This is a genomic window from Tardiphaga sp. 42S5 (genome assembly GCF_034044155.1).
Classification (GTDB): Bacteria; Pseudomonadota; Alphaproteobacteria; order Rhizobiales; family Xanthobacteraceae; genus Tardiphaga; species Tardiphaga robiniae.
In genome coordinates this window covers 5869349-5892287 of sequence record NZ_CP139027.1, presented here as the reverse complement: position 1 = coordinate 5892287, position 22939 = coordinate 5869349, and the positions used below count along the sequence as shown (strand labels likewise).

The window sequence follows — 22939 nt, the reverse complement described above, 5'->3', positions numbered from 1 at the left end:
AAACGCATCATGAGTGGGCCGTCCAGTTCTTACAATGCGGTGACCTGGCTTCTCGACCGGAACATCGATGAGGGGCGCGGCAGCAAGCTCGCCTTCACCGATACCGTGACCGAACTGACCTATGGCGACCTGCAGACAAAAAGCTGCCAACTGGCCAATTTGCTGAGGCGGCTCGGCGTCCGGCGTGAAGAACGCGTCGCGATGATCATGCTCGACACCGTCGACTTTCCGGTGGTGTTCCTTGGCGCGATCCGGGCCGGCATCGTCCCGGTGCCGCTCAATACCCTGTTGACCTCGGAGCAATACGCCTATGTGCTGGCCGATTGCCGGGCACGCGTGTTGTTCGTTTCCGCGGCGCTTTTGCCGGCAGTCGACGACATGCTTGGTCGTTTGCCGGATCTTGAGCATGTGATTGTGGTCGGTGGCGCTGGCAATGGCCGCAAGTGTCTGGCCGATGAAGTCAGGGATGAGAGCTCAAGCTTCACCACGGTCGCGACCCATGCGGACGAGCCTGCCTTCTGGTTGTACTCGTCCGGATCCACGGGCATGCCGAAAGGCGTTCGCCATCTGCACGCCAGTCTGGAAGCAACGGCGACCACCTATGGCAAGCAGGTTCTCGGCATTCGCGAGGACGATGTCGGACTGTCTGCGGCCAAATTGTTCTTCGCCTACGGCCTCGGCAACGCCCTGACATTTCCCATGTCGGTTGGCGCCACGACGGTGCTCAATCCGGAGCGACCCACGCCGGCCACCATGTTCGGCCTGATGCGCCGATATCAGCCGAGCATCTTTTTCGGGGTGCCGACATTGTTCGCGGCAATGTTGAACGATGAGGGATTCAAAACGGAAGTTCGCCTTCCGCGCCTGCGCATCTGCACCTCAGCAGGCGAGGCACTTCCGGAGTCGGTGGGGAACGGCTGGAAGAGCCGCTTCGGCGTCGATATTCTCGATGGTGTCGGCTCAACCGAGCTGCTGCATATCTTTCTCTCGAATGCTCCCGGCGACATCAAATACGGCACGTCCGGCCGGCCGGTGCCAGGCTATCGTGTGCGGCTCGTCGATGATGCGGGCCTCGATATCGCCGATGGAGAAATCGGCGAATTGCTCGTCGATGCGCCTTCTGCCGGCGAGGGATACTGGAACCAGCGCAGCAAGAGTCGTCGCACCTTCGAAGGTCATTGGACGCGCACCGGTGACAAATATGTCCGCGACGCCGACGGCCGCTATACGTTCTGCGGACGTGCCGATGACATGTTCAAGGTGTCCGGCATCTGGGTGTCCCCATTCGAGGTCGAGAGCGCGCTAATCGCACATCCCGCCGTATCCGAAGCGGCGGTCGTGCCGGAGGCCGACGCCGAGGGACTGTTGAAGCCGAAAGCCTTCGTGGTCCTCAAGCCGGATGCCGTGCTGGAGGGTCTGCGCGACTCCCTCAAGGATCACGTCAAGCAACGGATCGGTCCATGGAAATATCCACGCTGGATCGAGGTTGTCGATTCCCTTCCCAAAACAGCCACCGGAAAAATCCAGCGCTTCAAGTTGCGCGATGGAGCCGCGGCCTGAAACCGAGCGATGGATGACAAGATGAGTGCATTGCAATCCGCGGGACGGCTGACCATCGGTGCGTCCGAACTCGAATACCGCATGATCGGTCCGCAACCGGATGTGGCGCCGACCATCGTGCTGCTGCATGAAGGGCTGGGCTCGGTCGCGCTGTGGGGCGACTTCCCGGACAGGCTTCAGGCGGCGACCGGGGCCGGCGTCTTCGTCTATTCGCGCGCCGGCTACGGTGCATCGACGCCGGTCGCGCTGCCGCGGCCGCTGGACTACATGCATGTCGAAGCACTTGAGGTGCTGCCGCAGCTGCTCGATGCCATCGGCTTTCGCCGCGGCTTGCTGGTCGGTCATTCCGATGGCGGATCCATCGCCGCAATCTATGCCGGCGGCATTCAGGATCATCGCATCCGCGGCGTCTCGATGATCGCGCCGCATTTCGTCGTTGAGGATATTTCCGTAGCGTCCATCGCCGACATCAAGAGGGCGTATGAAGAGGACGACCTGAAAGCCAAGCTCGCGCGCTGGCATGATGACGTCGACAACGCGTTTTATGGCTGGAACGGCGCATGGCTCGACCCGCAGTTCCGCGACTGGGATATTTCCGACTATCTCGCTTATGTGCGCGTGCCCGTGCAGATTTTGCAGGGAGCCGACGATCAGTACGGCACCATGAAGCAGATCGAGATCGCCGAGACCGAATGCTATTGCCCGGTGGATGTCGAGATCATTCCGGGCGCTGCGCATTCGCCCCATCGCGAAGCCCCCGAGGCAACCTTGCGGGCCGTGGCGGATTTTGCCAATCGTCTGCTGCATTTTCACGGCGAGGGCGAATTACGCGCTGCGTAAGCGGGCACGATCGTGACTGTCACTCCTTCTCTCGCGATGCCGCGCTGGCCCTATCGGCTCGGCAAGCAGACGAAGGCTGATCACGACGCGCTGGCGCAGGCCAAGGAGCTGGTCCCGCTGCGCTATGCCCGGTTTGTCCCGGCGGATGATCCGGCGTTGCGCTACGGGCTCGCGCTCAACGATGCCAGCTTCTTCTGGGAGGCTCACGAAATTCTCGAGGCTGTTTGGAAGGTAGCGCCGCAAAGAGGGCGCGACCGGATTCTGCTTCGCGCCTGTATTCAGGTTGCCAATGCCAATCTGAAACTCAGTCTGCAGCGGCCGCGCGCGGCACATCGATTGCTACAGGACGCACTATCCGAACTCGATGAACTCGCCATGCGCCCGCCAGCGGGTATTGCCGGAAGCTTTTCCGAGCACTTTCCGGTCGCGATGCTGGCGTCTGCGCTCGCGCATCAACTGGCGATCGACGAGGCCGAGCGGGGTCCGGTCAAGATCACTGGAGCATGAAAGAAAATGCATAATTCTATCGAATTTTCCTAGACGCCCTCAATATCATGAATTATTGTGCATATAACCAAGGCGCACGGCGCATAAATCAAGACTGTCAAAGGGTGAAGCATGGCCGCAGAGCAACGCGTTCTCTCGAACGGCGCCAAATTTATCGACTTCCAAACCGATCCGTCGCGCTACCGCCACTGGAAGCTCAGTGTTGATAACGACGTGGCGACGCTCACCATGGATGTCGATGAGAATGGCGGTCTGTTCGAGGGCTATCAGCTCAAACTGAACTCCTACGATCTTGGCGTCGATATCGAACTGGCGGATGCCGTGCAGCGGCTTCGTTTTGAATATCCCGAGGTCAAGGTCGTGCTGCTGCGCTCCGGGAAGAACCGCGTGTTCTGCGCTGGCGCCAATATCCGCATGCTGGCCGGCGCTACCCATGCTCACAAGGTCAATTTTTGCAAATTCACCAATGAGACTCGCAACGGCTTTGAAGACTCGAGCGAAAATTCCGGCCAGCGCTTCATTTCGGTAATCAACGGCACCGCTGCGGGTGGTGGCTATGAACTGGCGCTGGCCACCGATCACATTATCATGGCGGACGATGGTTCGGCGGCGGTGGCGCTGCCGGAAGTGCCGTTGCTGGCGGTGCTGCCGGGCACTGGCGGTCTGACGCGCGTGGTCGACAAGCGCAAGGTGCGCCGCGATCACGCAGATTACTTCTGCACGATCGAGGAAGGCATCAAAGGCAAGCGCGCAGTGGCGTGGCGGCTGGTCGATGACATCATTCCGAACAGCAAGCTTGAAGCCAAGGTCGCGGAGCGGGCCAAAGAGTTTCTGGCGACGTCGAAACGTAGTGGCGCGGGCGAGGGTCTCAAGCTGGCACCGCTGAATCGCCGCTTCGATGACAGCGGTATTCGTTACGGTCTGGTCAATGTCGATATCAATCGCGCAGAGCGAATTGCTACTATCTCGATTAAAGCGCCTGACGCTGCGGCGCCGTCGGATGTCGAGGGCATGATGGCGCAGGGCGCTTCCTTCTGGCCGCTGCAGGTGGCGCGCGAGCTGGACGACGCCATTCTGCATCTGCGGATCAATGAACTTGAGACCGCCATGCTGGTGTTCAAGTCGCATGGCGAAGGCGCCAATGTGCTGGCTCATGACGCCTTCCTCGAAACGCACAAGGCGCATTGGCTGGTCAATGAGATACGGCAATACTGGAAGCGGGTGCTGAAGCGCATCGATGTGACCTCGCGCACGCTGGTGACGCTGGTCGAGCCGGGCTCGTGCTTTGTCGGAACGCTGGCCGAACTCGTCTTCGCTGCGGACCGCTCCTACATGCTGGTCGGCCAAAAGCAGGGCGACAACCGCGCGCCGCCAGCTATCGTGCTGAGCGCGATGAATTTCGGACCTTACCCGATGAGCCACGGGCTGACGCGGCTGCAGTCGCGCTTCCAGGCCGATGCGGAGGATGTCACCCGCGCGGAAGCGAGGATTGGTGAGCCGCTGGATGCGGAAACCGCCGAGCAGCTCGGGCTCGTCACCTTCGCGCTCGATGACATCGACTGGGATGACGAGGTGCGTGTGTTCTTCGAAGAACGCTGCAGCTTCTCACCCGATAGCCTCACGGGCATGGAAGCCAATCTGCGATTTGTCGGGCCGGAGACGATGGAATCGAAAATCTTCTCGCGGCTGACCGCCTGGCAGAACTGGATCTTCCAGCGGCCCAATGCGGTCGGTGAGAACGGCGCGCTTGGACGTTACGGCACCGGCCAGAAGGCGCAGTTCGACATGACGCGCGTGTAAGCCTCCGCAACTGGAACAGCGCGGCCATGTGTCACTCTTTGGGTAAATGCAAGTCGGTGGCTTGCCCAATTCGAACGATCAGAAATACAGCGGGAGATCCCAGTCATGAACATCATGAATGTCGACTACAGCACCAAGATTCCGAACAACGTGAATCTGGCCGAGGATCGCCAGGTGCTCAAGGCGCTGGAGGGATGGCATCCCGGCTATCTCGATTGGTGGAACGACATGGGGCCTGAAGGTTTTCAGGAATCCCTCGTCTATTTGCGCACCGCTATATCGGTCGATCCCAAAGGCTGGGCCAAGTTCGACTATGTGAAGATGCCTGAATATCGCTGGGGCGTGTTGCTGGCGCCGCAGGACACCGAGCGCAAGGTGAATTTCGGACGACACATGGGCGAACCCGCCTGGCAGGAAGTGCCCGGCGAATATCGCGCGATGCTCCGCCGTCTCGTGGTGATCCAGGGCGACACCGAGCCGGCCTCGGTCGAGCAGCAGCGTCATCTTGGCCAGACCGCGCCGTCGCTCTACGACTTGCGCAACCTGTTCCAGGTCAATGTGGAGGAGGGCCGCCATCTCTGGGCGATGGTCTATCTGCTGCAGAAATATTTCGGCCGCGATGGCCGCGAGGAGGCCGACGATCTTCTTCGTCGTCGCTCGGGCGACGCCGATGCGCCGCGCATGCTCGGTGCGTTCAATGAGGCCACGCCGGACTGGTTGTCCTTTTTCATGTTCACCTTCTTCACCGACCGCGACGGCAAGATGCAGTTGGAGAGTCTGGCGCAATCCGGCTTCGACCCGCTGTCGCGGACCTGCCGCTTCATGCTGACGGAGGAGGCGCATCATATGTTCGTCGGCGAGACCGGCGTCGGCCGCGTGCTGCAGCGAACCTGCGAAGCGATGAAGGCGGCGGGGATCGAGGATCCCAACGCTATCGAAAAAATTCGTGCGCTCGGCGTGATCGACTTGCCGACCATGCAGAAGAAGATCAACCTGCACTATTCGCTGTCGCTCGATCTGTTCGGCTCGGAAGTCTCGACCAATGCCGCGAATTTCTACAATTCCGGACTGAAGGGAAGATTCCAGGAGACCAAGATCGAGGACGATCACCAGCTCACCAACGACATCTATCAGGTCCTGAAATTCGTCGATGGCGAAATCAAGCTGGTCGACGAGCCGGCGCTGACCGCGCTCAATATGCGCCTGCGCGACGACTACACCGCAGATTGTGCCAAGGGCGTCGAGCGCTGGAACAAGATCATCGAGAAGGCCGGCGTCAATTTCCGCTTCGATCTGCCTCACACCGCGTTCCATCGCCAGATCGGTGAATTCCGCGATGTGAACGCTTCGCCGAAGGGCATCATCATGAGCGATGCTGCGTGGGCGAAAGCCAGGAACGACTATCTGCCGTCCGTTGACGACGGTGATTTCATCGCGTCGTTGATGACGGCGGTCAGCGAGCCCGGCAAGTTCGCCAGCTGGATATCGGCACCCAAGGTCGGGATCGACAACAAGCCCGGCGATTTCGAATATGTGAAGATTGCGGCCTGAAACGAGCGCACACGGCGGAAGGACTTCCAGCTTCCTTCCGCCGCTGTCAGTCCTCGATGGCACGCGCGGGATTTGCCATGAACGCTCCTTTCAAACAGCATTTGATCGATCCGGAAATCTGCATCAGGTGTAACACCTGCGAGGAGAGCTGCCCGGTCGATGCGGTGACGCATGACGACAACAACTATGTCGTCAACGCAGAGATCTGCAATTACTGCATGGATTGCATTTCGCCATGCCCGACCGGCGCGATCGACAACTGGCGCGTCGTCGCGGCGCCGTATTCGCTCGACGAGCAGTTCTCCTGGAGCGACCTGCCGGCGCAGGAGGAGATCGCGGACAATAGTGCCGGCGCGGGCGCCATCGAGGCACTCGAGGATGAGATCGGCGCGTTGCTCGAAGAAGCACGCAAGGGGCTGGGCGGAAAGCCCGTCGCGCCGCTGTCATCGAGCAAGGCGTCGGTCAATCTTTATAACCGCGGCAAGCCCGCACTGGCCACAGTGACCGGCAATTTCCGGCTAACCCACGCGACGGCCGACTCCGACGTGCGCCATATCATCCTGGATTTCGGCGAGCAGCCGTTTCCCATCCTCGAAGGCCAGAGCATCGGCATCGTCGTACCGGGCCTGGGCGCGGACGGCAAGCCGCATCAGGTGCGGCTCTATTCGATCGCTAGTTCGCGCGATGGCGAGAAGCCGAATACCAACAATCTGGCGCTGACCGTGAAGCGTGAAGTCGGTGGGCTTTGCTCGAACTATCTCTGTGATCTGCCGCGTGGCGCAAAGGTCGAAGTCACCGGGCCATTCGGTGCCACCTTCCTGCTGCCGAACGATCCGTCGGCGAATGTTCTCATGGTCTGTACCGGCACAGGCTCTGCGCCATTCCGTGGCTTCACGGAGCGCCGCCGGCGCGCGATGCCCGGCGCGCCCGGGCGGCTGCTCCTGTTCTTCGGTGCGCGCCGTCCTGAGGAACTGCCCTATTTCGGTCCGCTGCAAAAGGTTCCGGAGGAGTTGCTGGGCAAGCACTTCTGCTACTCGCGCGTGCCTGGCGAACCACGGATCTATGTGCAGGATCGCATCCGCAGCGAAGCTGCTGCGATCACGTCGCTGCTGCGCGACGTGCAGACCCACGTCTATATCTGCGGGTTGAAAGGCATGGAAAGCGGCGTCGAAGAGGCTTTCGCCGATATTTGCCGCGCCGCGTCGATGGATTGGTCGGATCTGAAAGCGGCGATGCGCGGCGGTGGAAGATATCACGTCGAGACTTACTGATCGATGTTGCATCCGAACTGGCAACGACCGGTTCGACTGAAAAGCCCGAATAAGAACAGAGACGGCTACGTTATGGGGGAGAGAAGCGATGGTTCTGGACCGCGACAATGCGGCTGGCTCGGGCAGTCCATTTTTTCTGACGCCGTCGGTTGACGCAGAACAGCGATCCGACGGTACGATCCTTCTTCGATCCGACACAGGGCTGCGTCCCTATGCGCGTTGTGTCGGGGACTGGCTCGAACATTGGGCACAACGGGCGCCGGAGCAGATCTTTTTGGCGGAGCGGTCCAGTCCGGATTTGCCTTGGGTGACGCTGAGCTATGCTGAGACGCTTCGGCGGGTGCGCGGCGCGGCTAGCTGGATTCTTGCACAAGAGATGAGTGCGCAGCGGCCCCTCGCGGTGCTATCGGACAACGGCATCGAGCATGCGGTTCTCGCCCTGGCAGCGATGCATGTCGGTGTGCCCGTTGCTGCGATTTCGCCGGCCTATTCGCTGATGTCGCAGGACTTCGAAAAGCTGCGTGGCGCAATTCAGCTTCTCGATCCCGGTGCCATCTACGTCTCGGACTTGTATCGGTTCGGTCAGGCCCTCGCTGCGATCGCCCCGTTTCACACTGCTGCCATCATCGGTGGTGGCGCGACCGCCGGAAAGGCGTGGTCATATGCTGATGTGGTCACGACGCCGGTGAGCGCAGCCATCTATCGTGCCTTCGCGGCGATCGATGCCGACACGATCGCCAAATTCCTGTTCACGTCGGGATCGACCGGCGCGCCGAAGGCGGTCATCAATACCCAGCGCATGCTGACCTCGAGCCAGCAGGCCAAGGCACAGACCTGGCCGTTTCTCGAAGCGCCGCAGAGCGAACTCGTCCTTCTCGACTGGCTGCCCTGGAGCCATACGTTCGGGGGAAATCACAACTTCAATATGGTGCTTCGCAACGGCGGAACGCTTTATATCGATAGTGGCAAGCCCGCGCCCGGATTGTTCGCGAGGTCGATCGCCAATCTGCGCAGCATCATGCCGACGGTCTATTTCAACGTGCCGCGTGGCTTCGACATGCTTATTGCATCCCTGCGGAAGGACGATGGGTTGCGAGAGCGATTCTTCAGCGAGGTGAAGTTCGTCTTCTATGCCGGTGCGGCCCTGCCGCAGAGCACGTGGTCGGCGCTGGAGACACTTTCCATCGAGACAATCGGGCGTCCGTTGCCGATGGTTTCCGCCTGGGGATCGACGGAAACATCGCCACTCGCGACCGATTGTCATTTTCAGGCGCCGAGATCAGGCAATATAGGCGTGCCGATTCCCGGTACGGAGCTAAAGCTCGTGCCATCGGACGGCAAGTTCGAGGTGCGGGTGCGTGGGCCCAATGTGACGCCGGGCTACTGGAAGGCGCCGGACCTCACCGCGAAAGCTTTTGATGCAGACGGCTTCTATCTGATCGGCGATGCCGTTGCATTTGCAGATCCGGCTGATCCGGCGCAAGGCTTGCTGTTCGACGGGCGCATCGCCGAGGATTTCAAGCTGACATCAGGCACATGGGTCAACGTCGGAACGTTGCGCGTGGCGGGAATCTCCGCGTTGGCGCCGCTGGTTCAAGATATTGTCGTGGCCGGCCATGGCGGCGAGGATGTGCGATTCCTTCTCGTTCCCAATCTGGCTGCCTGTCGCGCGGTGTCCGGCCTGCCGGAATCAGCGAGCATCAATGCCGTGCTTGACTGTGAAAATGTGCGTTCGTCCATAGGGGAAGGGCTCGCAAGACTGAAGGCGGCAGGCGGGGGGTCTTCCACCCATGCAACTTGCGCGCTGTTGCTGGCAGAGCCGCTATCTGTCGATGGCGGCGAGATTACTGACAAGGGCTACGTCAACCAGCGCGCCGTTCTGGCGCGCCGTGCAGTCGACGTCGAAGATCTGAACAGAGGGGTCTCAGGTCGTCTGATAATCTGCGCGAGTGTCGAGCAATACACCCGTCATGCCTAGGACGTTCAGAATCCGAACGATGCTTCGGGATTAAAAATATTGCGTTGATGGAAGGCATCAGGTCGAGCGGCCACACGCAAGAATCTGCCGATGCGATCAACTGTCACAGGCGGTGTCATGCTGTCGTCACACCCCAGCGCGGCCGCCGTGGTCAAATATGGCGCTCTTCCCCAGAGCACATGGACCGGCGCGAGGGCATTCGCGCGCTCCACGAGGTCGCCTTTCCCTCCAGGAGGCGACCTCGTTTGTTTTCGATGAACGGCTCATGCGGAGTGTTCGCGGAACGTGTCTGATCCGCATGCGTGTTAAGTTGCACTGAGTTCTACTCCCGGTGCAGACCGAACTCCGGCATTCTTCTCACACAGTGAGATTTCACGCGACACACACGGCAACTCCCGGCGCTGCACGTCGTTGCATCATTCTGGTCTGTCAGGGCCGAGCGAAGAAACGTTGATGCGACGGATCGGAAAATTTGAAATCCTATTCCGCCGATCGCTCGAACTATGAAGTTTCTTCTCAGGCAAACTGAGTATGATGACCGCGATCCGCAATCGGATTGCGCGGTGCCGATGCTATCGTTCCGTCAAGCACATCGACTGGACAGAGCGAGCAATAGTAATGCGGACGATTGGTTTGATTGGTGGAATGAGCTGGGAAAGTACTGCTGTTTACTATCGCCGGCTGAATGAGCAAGTCCGCGCCGAACTCGGTGGGCTCCACTCCGCGGATATTCTGATGCGCTCGATCAACTTCGACGCGATTGTCAGCTTGCAGAAACAAGGGCGTTGGGACGAGGCCTGTCAGGTTCTCGCTGACATCGCGCGCGATCTGGAAGGAGGCGGTGCTGGTTGCATTCTGATCTGCACGAATACAATGCACAAGCTTGCCGACGAAGTGCAGCAAGCAGTGTCGATCCCGCTTCTTCACATTGCCGACGTTACCGGCGCTGCCGTGAAGGCTGCAGGGCTGCAGCGGCCGCTACTTCTGGCAACGCGCTACACGATGGAACAGGACTTCTATGTGACGCGATTGCGCGAGGGGTTCGGGCTAGATCCCGTTATTCCCGCTGAGGCCGATCGTGTGTTCATTCACGACATCATCTTCGATGAACTATGCCAGGGCGTTGTTCGCGAGGATTCGCGCCGTCTCTATCTCGATGCGATTGCACGGGGAAAAGAGCGTGGCGCTGACGGCGTAATTCTTGGTTGTACCGAGATCTGTCTCCTGGTCGGCCCCGAGCACATCGATCTTCCAGTCTTCGATTCAACGATTCTTCATGCGGATGCGGCGCTCGCCTTTTCCATGGCGAAGGAAGAACCGCGACCACGTGCTGCATGACATCGGCGTGATTGTTCTTTGGATTGGCATCGATCTTGCTGGTCTCCCTAACCTGGAAGGCAATGAGGCTTTCGTATGAGTGATATGCGTACTGCGCAACGTAAGATCTCGCCGGTCCTCGATCACGTGGTCATCAACGTGATGGGCCAGCTTGATGAGGCTGCTGCGCAATATATGCGCCTCGGCTTTCAGTTGACGGAGCGCGGTCACCATACGCTCGGCTCCAGTAATAACTTGGCAATCTTCGGCACGAACTATCTCGAATTGCTTGGCTACCTGCCGGGGCGCGAAACGATGCGTGCTGATCTCTGGGCGCATCCGCCGGGATTAAGCGGGCTTGTTTTCAAATCCGTCGATGCCGATCTGGTCTATGCGACGTTGAAGGACAATGCGGTTCCCGTCATGGAGCCAATGAGCTTTGCGCGGCCGGTCGAATTGCCGGGCGGCGCCCAAGACGCGCGTTTCAAGGTCATCCGCGTGGCGGGCGACGAAGTGCAAAACGGCCGCACGTTCTTCTGCCATCATGATACGCCGGAACTGGTGTGGCGCCCCGAATGGCAGACGCATGCCAATGGCGCCACTGAAATCGTCGAATTTGTCATCGCCTCGCAGCAGCCGGCACGAACTGCAGCGCTCTATGAACGCATGTTCGGCGCACCGCTCCTGACGCCGATGGGTGGCGGCTTTTCGTTCAGCGCCGGTGCGGCGACGATCTTCGTGCTCGATCCGGCAGCGGTCGCGGATCGCTATGCCGGTGCGGCGCTTGCCAGCGAGGATGGCACTGATCGCATGGTCGCGCTGGTGTTCAAGGTCGCGTTGCTCGACACGCCGCGCGCCGTATTCGATGCGGCCGGCGTTTCCTTCAAGCCCTATGCGGACGGCATCATCGTGTCGCATACCGACGCAGCCAACGTCGCTCTGGGGTTCACGGCGTGATGGTAGCGCTCCCTAATGATTTCACTCGGAGTTTTGCGCTCGACTATGACGGCGCGCGCGTGAAGTTTCGCAACGCTGCGAATGACGTCGGCGCCGCGTTGACCACCTACACCCATCCGGCGCTCAAGGGCCCGAATGGCCAGGATCTGTGCATCGATGTGGCGCGGCTCGGCGATCCGCGCGCAGCGTCGCAACTGGTGATCCTTAGCGGTACTCACGGCCTCGAAGGCCTCAGTGGTTCGGCGGCGCAGATCGGCTGGATGCAGAGCAATTTTGCACGCGCCCTTCCGCGTGGCGTGTCGATTCTCTTTGTTCACGCGATCAATCCCTACGGCTTTGCCTGGGGCACGCGGACCACCGAGAACAATGTCGATCTCAATCGCAATTTCATCGATTTTTCCACGCCCCGTCCGGGCAATCCGGGTTATGCGAAGCTTTATCCGCATCTCCTTCCGGAGGACTGGACGCCGGCAGCCCTGCAGATCTACGCCGACGCCGTGGAAGCCTTCAAGGACGCGCATGGCGATGACGGTCTGTTCGACACGCTGGCGCGCGGGCAGTACGACTTCCCGGATGGTTCCAACTATGGCGGCTCCGGGCGCGAGTGGTCCAATCTGACTCTGGAGACCATCATCGCCGATCATCTCGGCGCGGCCGAGCGTATCGGCTTCATCGATTGGCATACCGGCATCGGTGATTTCGGCGAGTCCTTCTTCCTGTGCTTCAACCCCGAAGGCGGCGCGCTTCATGCGGAAGCCGTGCGCTGGTGGGGGCGTGACCGCATCTTCGGCCAGAAGCCGAACAATTTTGCGCGGCCCAATTATCAGGGACTGGTGTTTCACGGCATGACCAGGTTCCTCGGCGTGCGACCGATGGTCGGCGCAGTGATCGAATTCGGTACGCGCGGTACCAAGGTTCGTCGCGCCTTGCAGCTCGATCTCTGGCTGAAGTTCAAGGCCGAGAAAGACAGCGAGCGCGTTCGCATGCTGCGCGCAGACCTGCACGATTGCTTCGTGCCCGTGTCGTCGCACTGGCGTGAAGAGACCACAGAACAAGCCATTTCCATCACTCAACAGGCGGTGGAGGGGCTGGCAAGCTGGTCCCTCTCTGCCGCAGCCTGAACCAACGGAGCGAGATAGATCATGCGAGCAGTTGTCCTTTACGAACACGGCGATAACGATAAGCTGCAATTCACGGCGGATTATCCGACGCCGAAGGCCGGCGAGGGCGACGTTGTTATCCGCGTGCGGGCATCGTCGATCAACTATCACGACGTTTTCACCCGCCGCGGTATGCCCGGCATCAAGGTGCCGCTGCCTGTCATCATTGGCCTCGACGTGGTCGGTGAGATCACCGAGCTTGGCGCGGGCGTTACTGGCTGGAACGTCGGTGATCGCGTGCTGATCGATCCGGTCAACCGCGTCGAAGGTGGCCTGATGGGCGAGACCCAGGACGGCGGACTCGCCGAATTCTGTCGCGCCAAGGCGCATCAGCTCGTCAAGATTCCGGAAGGTGTCAGCTTTGAGCAGGCGGCCGCGCTGCCGGTCGCCTATGGCACCGCAATCCGCATGATGAACACCATCGGCCAGATCAAGGCCGGCGAGAAGGTTCTGATTCTTGGCGCCAGTGGTGGCGTCGGCGTATGTTGCGTTCAGCTCGCCAAGCTAGCAGGTGCTTATGTGATCGCCTGCGCCGGCAGCGAGGAGAAGGGCAAGAGGCTCACGGAGCTCGGCGCGGACGAGATCATCCTCTACACCCAGTCCGATTTCATGAAGACGATCTATGAGCGCCACGGCAAGCCGCATCGTCGTCGCTTCGTCGAAGGTGGCGGTGTCGATGTGGTCGTCAATTTCACCGGCGGTGATACCTGGGTCAAATCGCTGCGCTGTCTGAAGCTCGGAGGCCGCATTCTGACTTGCGGTGCGACTGCCGGCTACTCGCCTACTGAAGATCTTCGCTTCATCTGGACCTTCGAACTGGAGATCAAGGGCTCCAACGGCTGGGAACGTGACGATATCACAAAACTGTTCGATCTCGTCACCGCCAAGAAGCTGCAGGTACTGATCGACAAGACCTATCCGCTGGAGGAAGCGAAGGAGGCTGTGCGCATCATTGAGGATCGTGCGGTATTCGGCAAAGTCGTGGTGACGCCGTGAGCAAGCCCGACGTCAAGACGCTGACGGCCCCTGAGATTCAGCAAATGCTGGATGTGTCGCCGTTCAACCTGTTCCTCGGCCTTGAGGTGATCAAGGCCGATCCGGTAACGCAGGAAGTGACGATGCGGTCGCCGATGCGGCCGGAATTCGAACGCCGCCCGGGCTCCAAGCAATGGCATGGCGGTGTCATTGCCTCGGTCATCGACACCGTCGGCGATTTCGCCGTCGGCATGATGGTCGGGCGCGGCCTTCCGACCGTGAACTTCCGGGTCGATTACCTGAAGCCGGCTGTCGATACCGCCTTGGTAGCCGTGTCGCGGGTGCGCCGTGCCGGCAAGAGCGTCGGCGTCGCCGACGTCGATGTGTTTGACGAGAAGGGGGCGCTGCTCGCCATCGGTCGCGGCACCTATTCGACGCTTTAAGCAAATAATAGCAGGAACGCGCGACGGGGCCGTCTCCTGTTTGCAACAAAGGAAGAACAATGAGCGGTTTTAGCAGACGTGATTTTCTGATGACGACAGCCGGCGCCGTTCTGGCGTCCGGCTTCGCCGGCTCTTCCAGTGCTGCAACGGCCACGCCGAAGCGCGGCGGCACGCTGGTCGGCACGTGGGGCGGATTTGAGCCGCAATCGCTGTTCGTTCCAGCGGGTGGCGGCTCCAGCCCGTATTTCACGTCGACCAAGGTGTTCGAGCGGCTGATCCGCCTGACCGCCGATCTCAAATTCGAACCGGTGCTGGCTCTCGGGATCGAACCGGCAGAGGATTTTCGCAGCTACACGATCAAGCTACGTCCGAACGTCATCTGGCATGATGGCAAGCCGCTGACCTCGGACGATCTGGTCTTCAATGCGATCCAGTATTGGAAGCCGATCTCCGCTGGCGTCACGCTCGATGCTCTGCTGACCGCGGAGGCCGTGGATCCGCTGACCGTGGTGCTGAAATTCAAAGTGCCGGTGCCAGAATTCTTCCTAAAGTCCGTGCTGGCCGGCAAGGCCGGCCTCGTCATTCCCAAGCATATCTATGACGGGTCGAACATCATTACCAATCCGATCAACAACACGCCGATCGGCACCGGTCCTTTCAAGGTCAAGGAGTGGGTGCGCGGCAGCCATGTCGAATATGCCCGCAATGACACCTATTGGAATGCTGGCAAGCCTTATCTCGACAAGCTGGTGATCCGCTGGTGGCGAGATCCGGCGTCGCGGTCGGCTGCGTTCGAGGCTGGCCAGCTTGATATAGGCACATTCAATCCGATTCCTGCGCCGGACATCGCGCGCCTGACGGCCACCAAGAAGTTCGTTGCCGAGACCAAGGGCTATTCGAATTCGGCGTGGATCACGAGTGTCGAGTTCAACCAGCGTCGCGAGATCTTCAAGAAGCGCGAGGTGCGTCAGGCCCTGCTTCATGCGATCGACCGCAGCTTCATCGCGGATACGGTTTTCTTCGGTCGCGCGCGTCCCTCGCTTGGTGCTCTCCACTTCTCGAATTCGATCTTCTTCACCAAGGACGTTCAGGATTATCCGTTCGACGTTAAAAAGGCGGCCGCGTTGCTCGATGCTGCCGGCTATCCGGTGAAGGCCGGTTCGCGCTTCAAGATGAGCCTGGTATCGGCCGGGTGGTTCGAGGAAAACGTCAAGATCGGTCAGTATCTGAAGCAGGCCTTCGAGGACGTCGACATCACCGTCGATCTGGCGATCCCCGATCGCGCGACCTCGCTGAAACGCATCTATACCGACTATGACTATGACGTCGCGGTGTCGAACAATTCAGCCAGCATCGAGCCGATCCCGCAGACAACGCAATACTACACCACCGACGGTATCGTGAGGGGGGCGGCCTTCCGCAACGCCACGGGCTATTCCAATCCGAAGATGGACGAAACCGTCAGCAAGATGGCGATCGAGACCGATGAGAAGAAGCGCGTATCGCTGGTGCACGAGTTCGACAAGCTCGCAGCGAGCGACGCGCCGGTCCTTCCGATGGTCGACCTTGAACCCGTGACGATCGCTCGTTCTGATGTCCGCGATCATTCGCTGACAGCGGACTTCATGGGCGAAAGCTGGGCCGAGGTCTGGCTGGACCGCTGAGAGCGGAGGCAAACGTGCGTCGCATCATCATCCGCAGGCTCGTGCAAATCATTCCGCTGATCTTCGCGGTCATTGTGATGAATTTTGTTCTGATCCATCTGGCGCCGGGGACTCTGTTCGACGTAATGACGTCCGAACAGCAGATCACCGACCCGAAGATGCTGGATCAGCTGCGTCACACCTACGGCGTCGATCAGCCGGTGTCGGTGCAGCTCGCCAAATATATCTGGTCGGTAATGCGGCTCGACCTCGGCTATTCGTACCGGCAGAACGCCCCGGTGTTTGATGTGATCATGCAGCAGCTTCCGGCGACGTTGATCCTGATGCTGGCGGCAATCGGAATTGCTTTGCTCGTTGGCGTCACGGCCGGCGTGCTGGCGTCGATCAAGGTCAACACAATCTGGGATAATCTGATCTCGCTCGGTGCGGTATTCTTCTTCGCTGCACCGAGCTTCTGGCTTGGCATTATGATGACGGTGATGTTTGCGGTGAAGCTCGGCTGGTTTCCGGTGGGCGGCATGCGCACCATCGGCGTCGACGAAAGTGCCTTCGGTGCCGTTCTGGATGTGATGCATCATCTCGTCCTTCCCGCAACGGCACTAGGACTGTTCTACGCTGCGACCTTCGCCCGCGTGATGCGAGCCTCAATGTTGGAGGTGGCCCGGCTGGATTTCGTGCGGACGGCGCGTGCCAAAGGCCTGTCGGGCGGTCGTGTGGTCCTGGCACATGTGATGCGCAACGCGATGTTGCCGATCGTCACGCTGCTCGGATTGCAGCTTGGCACCATGCTTGGCGGCAGCGTCGTTATCGAAGCGGTATTTAGCTGGCCCGGCATCGGCAGCCTGCTGTTCGACAGCGTGATGAGTCGCAATTTTCCCATGGTGCTCGGTGTGCTCGTCCTCGGTTCGCTGCTGGTCGCGGTCTGCAACGCGACCGTCGATCTATTGTATCTGCGGCTCGATCCCCGGATCAAGGCGAGGTAGATCATGCTGACATTGTTCATCGACTTCGCCCGGCGCTTCGCCCGCAACCGCGCGGCGCTGGTTGGTCTGTTTCTCGTCCTGGTCGTCGTCGGTGTTGCTATTGCCGCGCCATGGTGGTTCCCACGCAACCCGCTTCGTATTGTCGGGCGGCCGGAGATCTGGCCCTTCATGTCGTCGCGTTATCCGCTTGGCACGGATTCTCTGGGTCGTGACATTGCAGCGATGATTGCCCACGGCGCCCGCACCACGCTTCTGATCGGCCTCTGCGCCAGCCTGACCGCCACCATCATCGGCATCACTGTTGGCGCCACCGCGGCCTATGTCGGCGGTTGGGTCGACGAGCTGTTGATGCGTCTGACCGAATTGTTCCAGACCATCCCCAACCTGATCTTCGTGCTGACCATCGTATCGATCCTCGGGCAGAAGATCGAATATGTCACCATCGCCGTGGGTGTGGTGACCTGGACGCCGATCGCGCGGCTGACGCGTGCAGAGTTCATGTCGCTGCGCGACCGCGAATTTGTGCAGGCCTGCCGGGCCATGGGGATGGGCAGTCTGCGGATCATGTTCGGCGAGATACTGCCGAATGCACTGCCGCCGGTAATCGTGCTGTCATCACTGGTCGTTGCCGGAGCCGTTCTGTTCGAGTCCGCTGTGGCATTCCTCGGGCTCGGCGATCCCAATGTCACCAGTTGGGGACAGCTGATCGGGGACGGCCGGACGCTCATTCGCTCGTCCTGGTACATCTGTGCGGTGCCAGGTCTTGCGATCATGCTCACCGTGCTGGCGCTCAATCTCGTGGGCGATGGCCTCAACGATGCGCTTAACCCCAAGCTGCGAGATCGCTGACATGATCATGGGCATGGGCAACAAGGCCGGTCCAACGCCAATCCTCTCCATTGAGAACCTGCAGGTGTCGTTGTTCACGCGCCGTGGCGTGTTGCCTGCGGTCGATGGTCTGTCGCTGACAGTCTCGGCCGGCGAGACTCTGGCCATCGTCGGTGAATCCGGCTGTGGCAAGTCGTTGACGGCGCTGGCGATCATGCGGTTGTTGCCGAACCCGCCGGCAAAGATCGTCGGTGGCGCCGTCCGCTTCATGGGGCGTGATCTCGCTGCCTTGTCCGAGCGCGAGATGCAGCGGGTCCGCGGCAAGGACATCTCGATGATCTTCCAGGATCCGATGACGTCGCTGAACCCCGTGGTCGCGGTCGGGGATCAGCTGATCGAGGCAATCAGGCGCCACAATGAAGTGTCGCGTCACGAGGCAAGAGACCGCGCGGTCGAGTTGTTACGGCGGGTGCGTATCCCGGATGCGGAACGCCGCTTCAATGATTATCCGCACCAGATGTCTGGTGGCATGAGCCAGCGTGTCATGATCGCCATGGCGATTGCTTGTGGGCCAAAGCTCCTGATCGCCGACGAGCCGACCACTGCGCTCGACGTTACTATCCAGGCGCAGATCATCGAACTGATGAAGGAGTTGCAGTCCTCATCCGATATGGGTCTCATCATCATCACCCACGATCTCGGCGTGGTTGCCGAAGTCGCCGACCGGGTGGCCGTGATGTATGCCGGCCGCAAGGTCGAGGAAGCGCCTGTGGAGGCATTGTTCGAGCGGCCGCTGCATCGCTACACGCGGGGTTTGCTGGGGGCGACGCCGTCGGCACAGCGCCGACGTGGCAGTCGTCTCGTCGAAATTACGGGCAACGTGCCGGCGCTGTCCGATTTGCCGCAGGGCTGCGCCTTCCAGAACCGTTGTCCCGATGTATTCGATCGCTGCCGTGCCGAGCGACCACAGCTGGCGCCGTTGCTACCGCACCGTTCCGCCGCCTGTTTTGCTGCCGAGAAGGAGTTATCGCGCGATGCCGCTGCTATCGGTGCTTAGTCTCTGTGTCCAATACCAGAGCGCGCAGGGTGTCGTGCGGGCGGTCGACGATGTGAGTTTCGACCTCGAACCCGGAGAGACCGTAGGTCTGGTCGGGGAATCCGGCTGCGGCAAGTCCACGCTCGGCAAGGCGATCATGCGTCTGGTGCCGACGTCCGACGGACGCGTCTTCCTCGATGGTCACGATGTCACGCGGATGCAGGCCGGCGCGTTGAAGGCCTCGCGGAAGTCGATGCAGATGATCTTCCAGGATCCCTATGGCTCTCTCAATCCACGTCACGACGTCGGCACCATCGTCGGGCAACCGCTCAGCGTCGCCGGCTGGTCGCGCCGTGATATCAAGGATCGTGTCATTGAGCTGATGGGACAGGTGGGCCTGCCGGCCGATGCGATGCGGCGCTATCCGCATGAGTTCTCCGGCGGCCAGCGCCAGCGTCTCGGCATTGCGCGTGCACTTGCGCTCAAGCCCAAGGTCATTATCTGCGACGAGCCGGTATCTGCGCTGGACGTTTCGGTGCGCGCGCAGGTCATCAATCTGCTCGAGGACCTGCAGCAGGCAACGGGCGTGTCGTATCTGTTCATCTCGCACGATCTTTCGGTTGTCGAGCATATTTCGGACCGGCTGATCGTGATGTATCTCGGTCGGATCGTCGAAACAGGCCAAAGCGAGGACGTCTGGGATAGACCGGCGCATCCTTATACGGAGGCATTGCTTGCCGCCGCGCCGGTCGCCGATCCGCGCATTGCACGCAGCCGCACCCGCAGCGTGCTGCAGGGTGAGTTGCCCAGCCCGCTCAATCCGCCGCCAGGCTGCAGCTTCAATACGCGCTGCCCCTACGCTCAGGCGCTTTGCCGCGAGGAGCGACCGATGCTGCGCGATGTCTCCGATGGCCGCAAGGTGGCCTGTCACTACGATCTGCTTGAACAACCCGCGGCGCTGCCGCGTGTCGCGCGAGTGGCCAATTGAGTTCTCAGAAGTGGAGCATTGCCAATGCGGTGGAATAATCTCGGTGACCTGATCGATCGCAGCGGTGACCTTGATCGGGAGGCGGTCATCGATCTGATCGATCCCGCGCATCCCAGGCGCTACACGCACCGTCAGATCGACGAGATGGCAAACGGGGTCGCCCAGTATCTTGTCGATAGTGGTTACAAGCGCGGCACGCATGTCGCGATCCTGTCGTTTAACCGCGCCGAGTACATCATCTGCTATTTCGGCATCATGCGCGCCGGATGCATCGCTGTTCCGGTCAATATCAAGGCTGCGCGCGACACGGTCGATTTTGTGATGGACGATGCGAAGATCGCGCTGGCATTCGTCGACAATGCCAATCGGTCGATGGTGCGCGACGGCATTCCCATCATCAATTTCGACGACAGCGGCCCAAGCGGCTTTACTGCGACCATCCAGCCCACAGCGTTCACCGCCGTCGAGACGACGCGGGAAGAGATCGGGCAAATGCTCTACACCTCCGGCTCCACCGGCCGGCCCAAAGGCGTGCCGCTATCGCATTACGGACAACTCTGGGCGATCTCGACACGGACCAGCGGTGCGCTCAATCAGGATGATCGCTACATCATCGCGCAGCCGCTGTTTCACATGAATGGCCTGTTCGCCATCAAGACGATTTTCGCTCAGAATGCGTCTGTGGTGGTGCTGCCGTCGTTCGAGACCCGCAGTTATATTGAGGCCATCGCCAAGTACAAGGTGACCGCTGCCACGGCCGTTCCCACCATGTGGGCCCGTGTCATCAAGGAAACGGAACTGCTGGCGAAGAATGATATCACCTCGGTTCGTCGCCTGATGCTTGGATCGGCACCGATGACCATGGGTCTGTGGGACAGGATCAAGCAGGCCCTGCCCAACGTGGTGATGACGATGGGCTATGGTACCACGGAAGCCGGACCGGCTGTGTTTGGCCCGCATCCCGACAAGATACCGACGCCGCCGTTGGGCTTGGGCTATCCGATCCGTCTGGAGGATGTTCGGCTCGTCAACGGCACCGAGAATGAAGGCGTGTTGTTGATGCGAAATCCAGCAGTGCTGGATCACTATCACAATCTGCCGCAGCAGACCGCCAAGGTGCTGACCGACGGCTGGTACTACAGTGGCGACGTGATGCGCCGCGATGCCAACGGCTTCTATTTCTTCGTAGGCCGTGCCGATGACATGTTCGTCTGCTCCGGCGAAAACATCTATCCGGGCGAAGTCGAAAAGCTTCTGGAACGTCACCCGCAGGTCCAGCAGGCGGCGGTGGTGCCGTTGCCCGACGAGGAACGGAGCCAGGTGCCGGTCGCCTTTATCGTCACGCGCGCCCAGCCGATTCCGAGCTTCGATGATATCCGTCAGTTCGCCATCGCCAATGGTCCGGCATATCAGCACCCGCGCCGCGTTGAATTCGTCCACGAATTGCCGTGGGCGGGCACCAACAAGATCGATCGCAAGGCGCTGATCGACAGGGCGCGGAGCCTGGAAGCCAGTCACGGCTGGTCCGCATGAGCGGGCTGGCAGGAAAAATCGCGCTGGTCACTGGCGCGAGTCGGGGGATCGGTCAGGCTATCGCGCTTCGCCTGGCGAAGGACGGCGCAACCGTTGCGGTTCATTACAACGCCTCGGTCGATGCCGCGAACGCGACTGTGGCGGCCATCGCCGCTGCTGGGGGCGATGCCTTTGCCATCAAGGCCGATCTCTCGGAACGCGGTGGCGCAGCCGCCTTGGCCGCGGATTTTGATGCCGAACTGACCGAGCGCCATGGCAACCCTGCATTCGACATTCTCGTTAACAACGCCGGCGTCGGAAAACGCGCGGTCATCGAGGACATTTCCGAGGACGACTTCGATCTTCTGCTGCAGACCAATCTGAAATCGCCGTTCTTTCTGATCAAGGCACTGATGCCGCATCTGCGCGATGGTGGCCGTATCATCAATATCTCGTCGATGGGGACGCGTTCGGCCTATCCGACCATGGCCGCCTATGCGCCGGCCAAAGCGGGTCTGGAAGCGCTGGGCCGATTGCTGGCCGTTCAACTCGGTGGTCGACAGATCACGGTGAATTCCGTGATGCCCGGTGCGACCGCGACCGACATGAACATCGTCGCGCGCGATCCGGTAGCCAGTCGCGCAGTGGCTGAGACAGTCGCGCTCGGCCGGGTCGGGCAACCCGACGATATCGCAAGGGTCGTCGTTTTTCTCGCGTCGGACGAAGCGGGCTGGGTCACTGGCCAGCAGATCGATGCCAGCGGTGGCCAGCGACTGTAAGAGGCCACGCGTTCAATCAACGAGCCAATATCGCGACACACGGTGGCGAATTCATATTAGCGCTGCGTCAGCGGGGGCGTCGCTTTTGACGCCAGGCTGCTGCTCGAATGCGCAGCGATGATAATTGTTTATGCTCGCGAACTTCCAAATCTCGCAATAGCATTGCGTCACGATGGCAATGAACGGCAGAAATATTCTGCGTACACCTTTCATCGGAGGCAACTATGCTCGACGAGCTCGACCGCAAAATTCTCGCGGCACTCCAGGTAGACAGCAGCCTTTCAATGCAGGACCTGGCTGATCGCGTAGGTCTGAGTTCCACGCCGTGTTGGCGTCGCATTCAGAAGCTCGAAAGCTCTGGCTACATCAAGCGACGCGTCGCACTTCTCGATGCAGACAAGCTGAATTTGGGCGTCAGCGTTTTCATCGCCGTGCGAACGAACCAGCATAACGCGGAGTGGGTTCAGCGTTTCCGGAAGATCGTCGTCAGCTTCCCCGAGGTGGTTGATTTCTATCGCCTGAGCGGTGACGTGGACTATCTGATCCGGGCTGTGGTCTCGGATATCCGGGCCTACGATGATCTTTATCAGCGGCTGATCGCGAAGATTGATCTGCATGATGTGTCGTCGATGTTCACCATGGAGCAGATCAAGTCGACGACCGAATTGCCACTCATGAATGCTTTGGTGAAGCAGGGGCGGGGCGATACATCTTCGGCGGCGCATTCCCTGTCACATTGAGATGCCGCGGCTCCGAAGCTGCCGCATTGAGTGTAATCGTTCGTGTGCTG

General features: G+C 60.4%; 20 protein-coding genes. All 20 read left to right on the top strand.

Annotation, left to right across the window (positions count from 1 at the left end; genetic code table 11):
- The first annotated feature begins 9 nt into the window (after nt 1–9).
- The 20 genes from SFY93_RS27495 (at nt 10) to SFY93_RS27400 (ending at nt 22889) form a co-directional block, all read left to right on the top strand.
- On the top strand, nt 10–1560 hold the full coding sequence (locus tag SFY93_RS27495) for a benzoate-CoA ligase family protein (RefSeq protein WP_320445317.1): 1551 nt from the start codon (nt 10–12) through the stop codon (nt 1558–1560).
- Between the two features lie 21 nt (nt 1561–1581).
- Nucleotides 1582–2400, top strand: a complete 819-nt coding sequence (locus SFY93_RS27490) for an alpha/beta fold hydrolase (RefSeq protein ID WP_320445316.1) — start codon at nt 1582–1584, stop codon at nt 2398–2400.
- A 12-nt stretch (nt 2401–2412) separates the two neighbouring features.
- A complete protein-coding gene (locus SFY93_RS27485) occupies nt 2413–2907 on the top strand; it encodes a DUF309 domain-containing protein (RefSeq protein WP_320445315.1) in 495 nt (164 codons plus the stop codon).
- Nucleotides 2908–3018: 111 nt separating this feature from the next.
- On the top strand, nt 3019–4707 hold the full coding sequence (boxC, locus tag SFY93_RS27480) for a 2,3-epoxybenzoyl-CoA dihydrolase (protein ID WP_320445314.1): 1689 nt from the start codon (nt 3019–3021) through the stop codon (nt 4705–4707).
- A 105-nt stretch (nt 4708–4812) separates the two neighbouring features.
- Nucleotides 4813–6258, top strand: coding sequence for a benzoyl-CoA 2,3-epoxidase subunit BoxB (gene boxB / locus SFY93_RS27475; protein ID WP_120286981.1), 1446 nt, complete (start codon nt 4813–4815; stop codon nt 6256–6258).
- 77 nt (nt 6259–6335) lie between these two features.
- Entirely contained in the window at nt 6336–7529 is a 1194-nt protein-coding gene (boxA, locus tag SFY93_RS27470; RefSeq protein WP_320445313.1) for a benzoyl-CoA 2,3-epoxidase subunit BoxA, read from the top strand.
- An 88-nt stretch (nt 7530–7617) separates the two neighbouring features.
- A complete protein-coding gene (locus SFY93_RS27465) occupies nt 7618–9507 on the top strand; it encodes a feruloyl-CoA synthase (protein WP_320445312.1) in 1890 nt (629 codons plus the stop codon).
- A gap of 618 nt (nt 9508–10125) precedes the next feature.
- The gene (locus tag SFY93_RS27460; RefSeq protein ID WP_320447867.1) at nt 10126–10845 is read left to right on the top strand and encodes an aspartate/glutamate racemase family protein; all 720 of its coding nucleotides are present in this window, start codon (nt 10126–10128) and stop codon (nt 10843–10845) included.
- Nucleotides 10846–10920: 75 nt separating this feature from the next.
- On the top strand, nt 10921–11781 hold the full coding sequence (locus SFY93_RS27455; protein ID WP_320445311.1) for a VOC family protein: 861 nt from the start codon (nt 10921–10923) through the stop codon (nt 11779–11781).
- Nucleotides 11781–12902, top strand: coding sequence for a M14 family metallopeptidase (locus SFY93_RS27450; RefSeq protein ID WP_320447866.1), 1122 nt, complete (start codon nt 11781–11783; stop codon nt 12900–12902). The genes SFY93_RS27455 and SFY93_RS27450 overlap by 1 nt, the downstream gene beginning before the upstream one ends.
- 21 nt (nt 12903–12923) lie before the next feature.
- Nucleotides 12924–13937: a quinone oxidoreductase family protein gene (locus SFY93_RS27445; RefSeq protein ID WP_320445310.1), complete on the top strand. Its 1014-nt coding sequence runs from the start codon at nt 12924–12926 to the stop codon at nt 13935–13937.
- Nucleotides 13934–14359 (top strand): PaaI family thioesterase, encoded by a 426-nt coding sequence (locus SFY93_RS27440; protein WP_320445309.1) that lies wholly within the window; start codon nt 13934–13936, stop codon nt 14357–14359. The genes SFY93_RS27445 and SFY93_RS27440 overlap by 4 nt, the downstream gene beginning before the upstream one ends.
- Before the next feature lie 89 nt (nt 14360–14448).
- Entirely contained in the window at nt 14449–16023 is a 1575-nt protein-coding gene (locus tag SFY93_RS27435; RefSeq protein ID WP_320445308.1) for an ABC transporter substrate-binding protein, read from the top strand.
- 14 nt (nt 16024–16037) lie between these two features.
- On the top strand, nt 16038–17006 hold the full coding sequence (locus tag SFY93_RS27430; RefSeq protein ID WP_320445307.1) for an ABC transporter permease: 969 nt from the start codon (nt 16038–16040) through the stop codon (nt 17004–17006).
- A gap of 3 nt (nt 17007–17009) precedes the next feature.
- On the top strand, nt 17010–17855 hold the full coding sequence (locus SFY93_RS27425; RefSeq protein WP_320445306.1) for an ABC transporter permease: 846 nt from the start codon (nt 17010–17012) through the stop codon (nt 17853–17855).
- A 7-nt stretch (nt 17856–17862) separates the two neighbouring features.
- Nucleotides 17863–18891: an ABC transporter ATP-binding protein gene (locus SFY93_RS27420; protein ID WP_414717161.1), complete on the top strand. Its 1029-nt coding sequence runs from the start codon at nt 17863–17865 to the stop codon at nt 18889–18891.
- Nucleotides 18869–19858 (top strand): ABC transporter ATP-binding protein, encoded by a 990-nt coding sequence (locus SFY93_RS27415; protein ID WP_320445305.1) that lies wholly within the window; start codon nt 18869–18871, stop codon nt 19856–19858. The genes SFY93_RS27420 and SFY93_RS27415 overlap by 23 nt, the downstream gene beginning before the upstream one ends.
- 24 nt (nt 19859–19882) lie before the next feature.
- Nucleotides 19883–21391: a class I adenylate-forming enzyme family protein gene (locus tag SFY93_RS27410; RefSeq protein ID WP_320445304.1), complete on the top strand. Its 1509-nt coding sequence runs from the start codon at nt 19883–19885 to the stop codon at nt 21389–21391.
- Nucleotides 21388–22149 carry an SDR family NAD(P)-dependent oxidoreductase gene (locus SFY93_RS27405; RefSeq protein WP_320445303.1) on the top strand — a complete coding sequence of 254 codons (762 nt, stop codon included), beginning with the start codon at nt 21388–21390 and terminating at the stop codon, nt 22147–22149. The genes SFY93_RS27410 and SFY93_RS27405 overlap by 4 nt, the downstream gene beginning before the upstream one ends.
- Nucleotides 22150–22373: 224 nt before the next feature.
- Entirely contained in the window at nt 22374–22889 is a 516-nt protein-coding gene (locus SFY93_RS27400) for an Lrp/AsnC family transcriptional regulator (RefSeq protein ID WP_320445302.1), read from the top strand.
- Nucleotides 22890–22939: the final 50 nt, after the last annotated feature.

Coding starts and splice junctions, on each gene's coding strand:
- SFY93_RS27465 (WP_320445312.1), top strand. CDS start 7,618: ATGGTTCTGGACCGCGACAATGCGGCTGGCTCGGGCAGTCCATTTTTT.
- SFY93_RS27445 (WP_320445310.1), top strand. CDS start 12,924: ATGCGAGCAGTTGTCCTTTACGAACACGGCGATAACGATAAGCTGCAA.
- SFY93_RS27450 (WP_320447866.1), top strand. CDS start 11,781: ATGGTAGCGCTCCCTAATGATTTCACTCGGAGTTTTGCGCTCGACTAT.
- SFY93_RS27415 (WP_320445305.1), top strand. CDS start 18,869: ATGCCGCTGCTATCGGTGCTTAGTCTCTGTGTCCAATACCAGAGCGCG.
- SFY93_RS27405 (WP_320445303.1), top strand. CDS start 21,388: ATGAGCGGGCTGGCAGGAAAAATCGCGCTGGTCACTGGCGCGAGTCGG.
- SFY93_RS27495 (WP_320445317.1), top strand. CDS start 10: ATGAGTGGGCCGTCCAGTTCTTACAATGCGGTGACCTGGCTTCTCGAC.
- boxB (WP_120286981.1), top strand. CDS start 4,813: ATGAACATCATGAATGTCGACTACAGCACCAAGATTCCGAACAACGTG.
- SFY93_RS27435 (WP_320445308.1), top strand. CDS start 14,449: ATGACGACAGCCGGCGCCGTTCTGGCGTCCGGCTTCGCCGGCTCTTCC.
- SFY93_RS27455 (WP_320445311.1), top strand. CDS start 10,921: ATGAGTGATATGCGTACTGCGCAACGTAAGATCTCGCCGGTCCTCGAT.
- SFY93_RS27420 (WP_414717161.1), top strand. CDS start 17,863: ATGGGCATGGGCAACAAGGCCGGTCCAACGCCAATCCTCTCCATTGAG.
- SFY93_RS27400 (WP_320445302.1), top strand. CDS start 22,374: ATGCTCGACGAGCTCGACCGCAAAATTCTCGCGGCACTCCAGGTAGAC.
- SFY93_RS27410 (WP_320445304.1), top strand. CDS start 19,883: ATGCGGTGGAATAATCTCGGTGACCTGATCGATCGCAGCGGTGACCTT.
- boxA (WP_320445313.1), top strand. CDS start 6,336: ATGAACGCTCCTTTCAAACAGCATTTGATCGATCCGGAAATCTGCATC.
- SFY93_RS27490 (WP_320445316.1), top strand. CDS start 1,582: ATGAGTGCATTGCAATCCGCGGGACGGCTGACCATCGGTGCGTCCGAA.
- boxC (WP_320445314.1), top strand. CDS start 3,019: ATGGCCGCAGAGCAACGCGTTCTCTCGAACGGCGCCAAATTTATCGAC.
- SFY93_RS27425 (WP_320445306.1), top strand. CDS start 17,010: ATGCTGACATTGTTCATCGACTTCGCCCGGCGCTTCGCCCGCAACCGC.
- SFY93_RS27460 (WP_320447867.1), top strand. CDS start 10,126: ATGCGGACGATTGGTTTGATTGGTGGAATGAGCTGGGAAAGTACTGCT.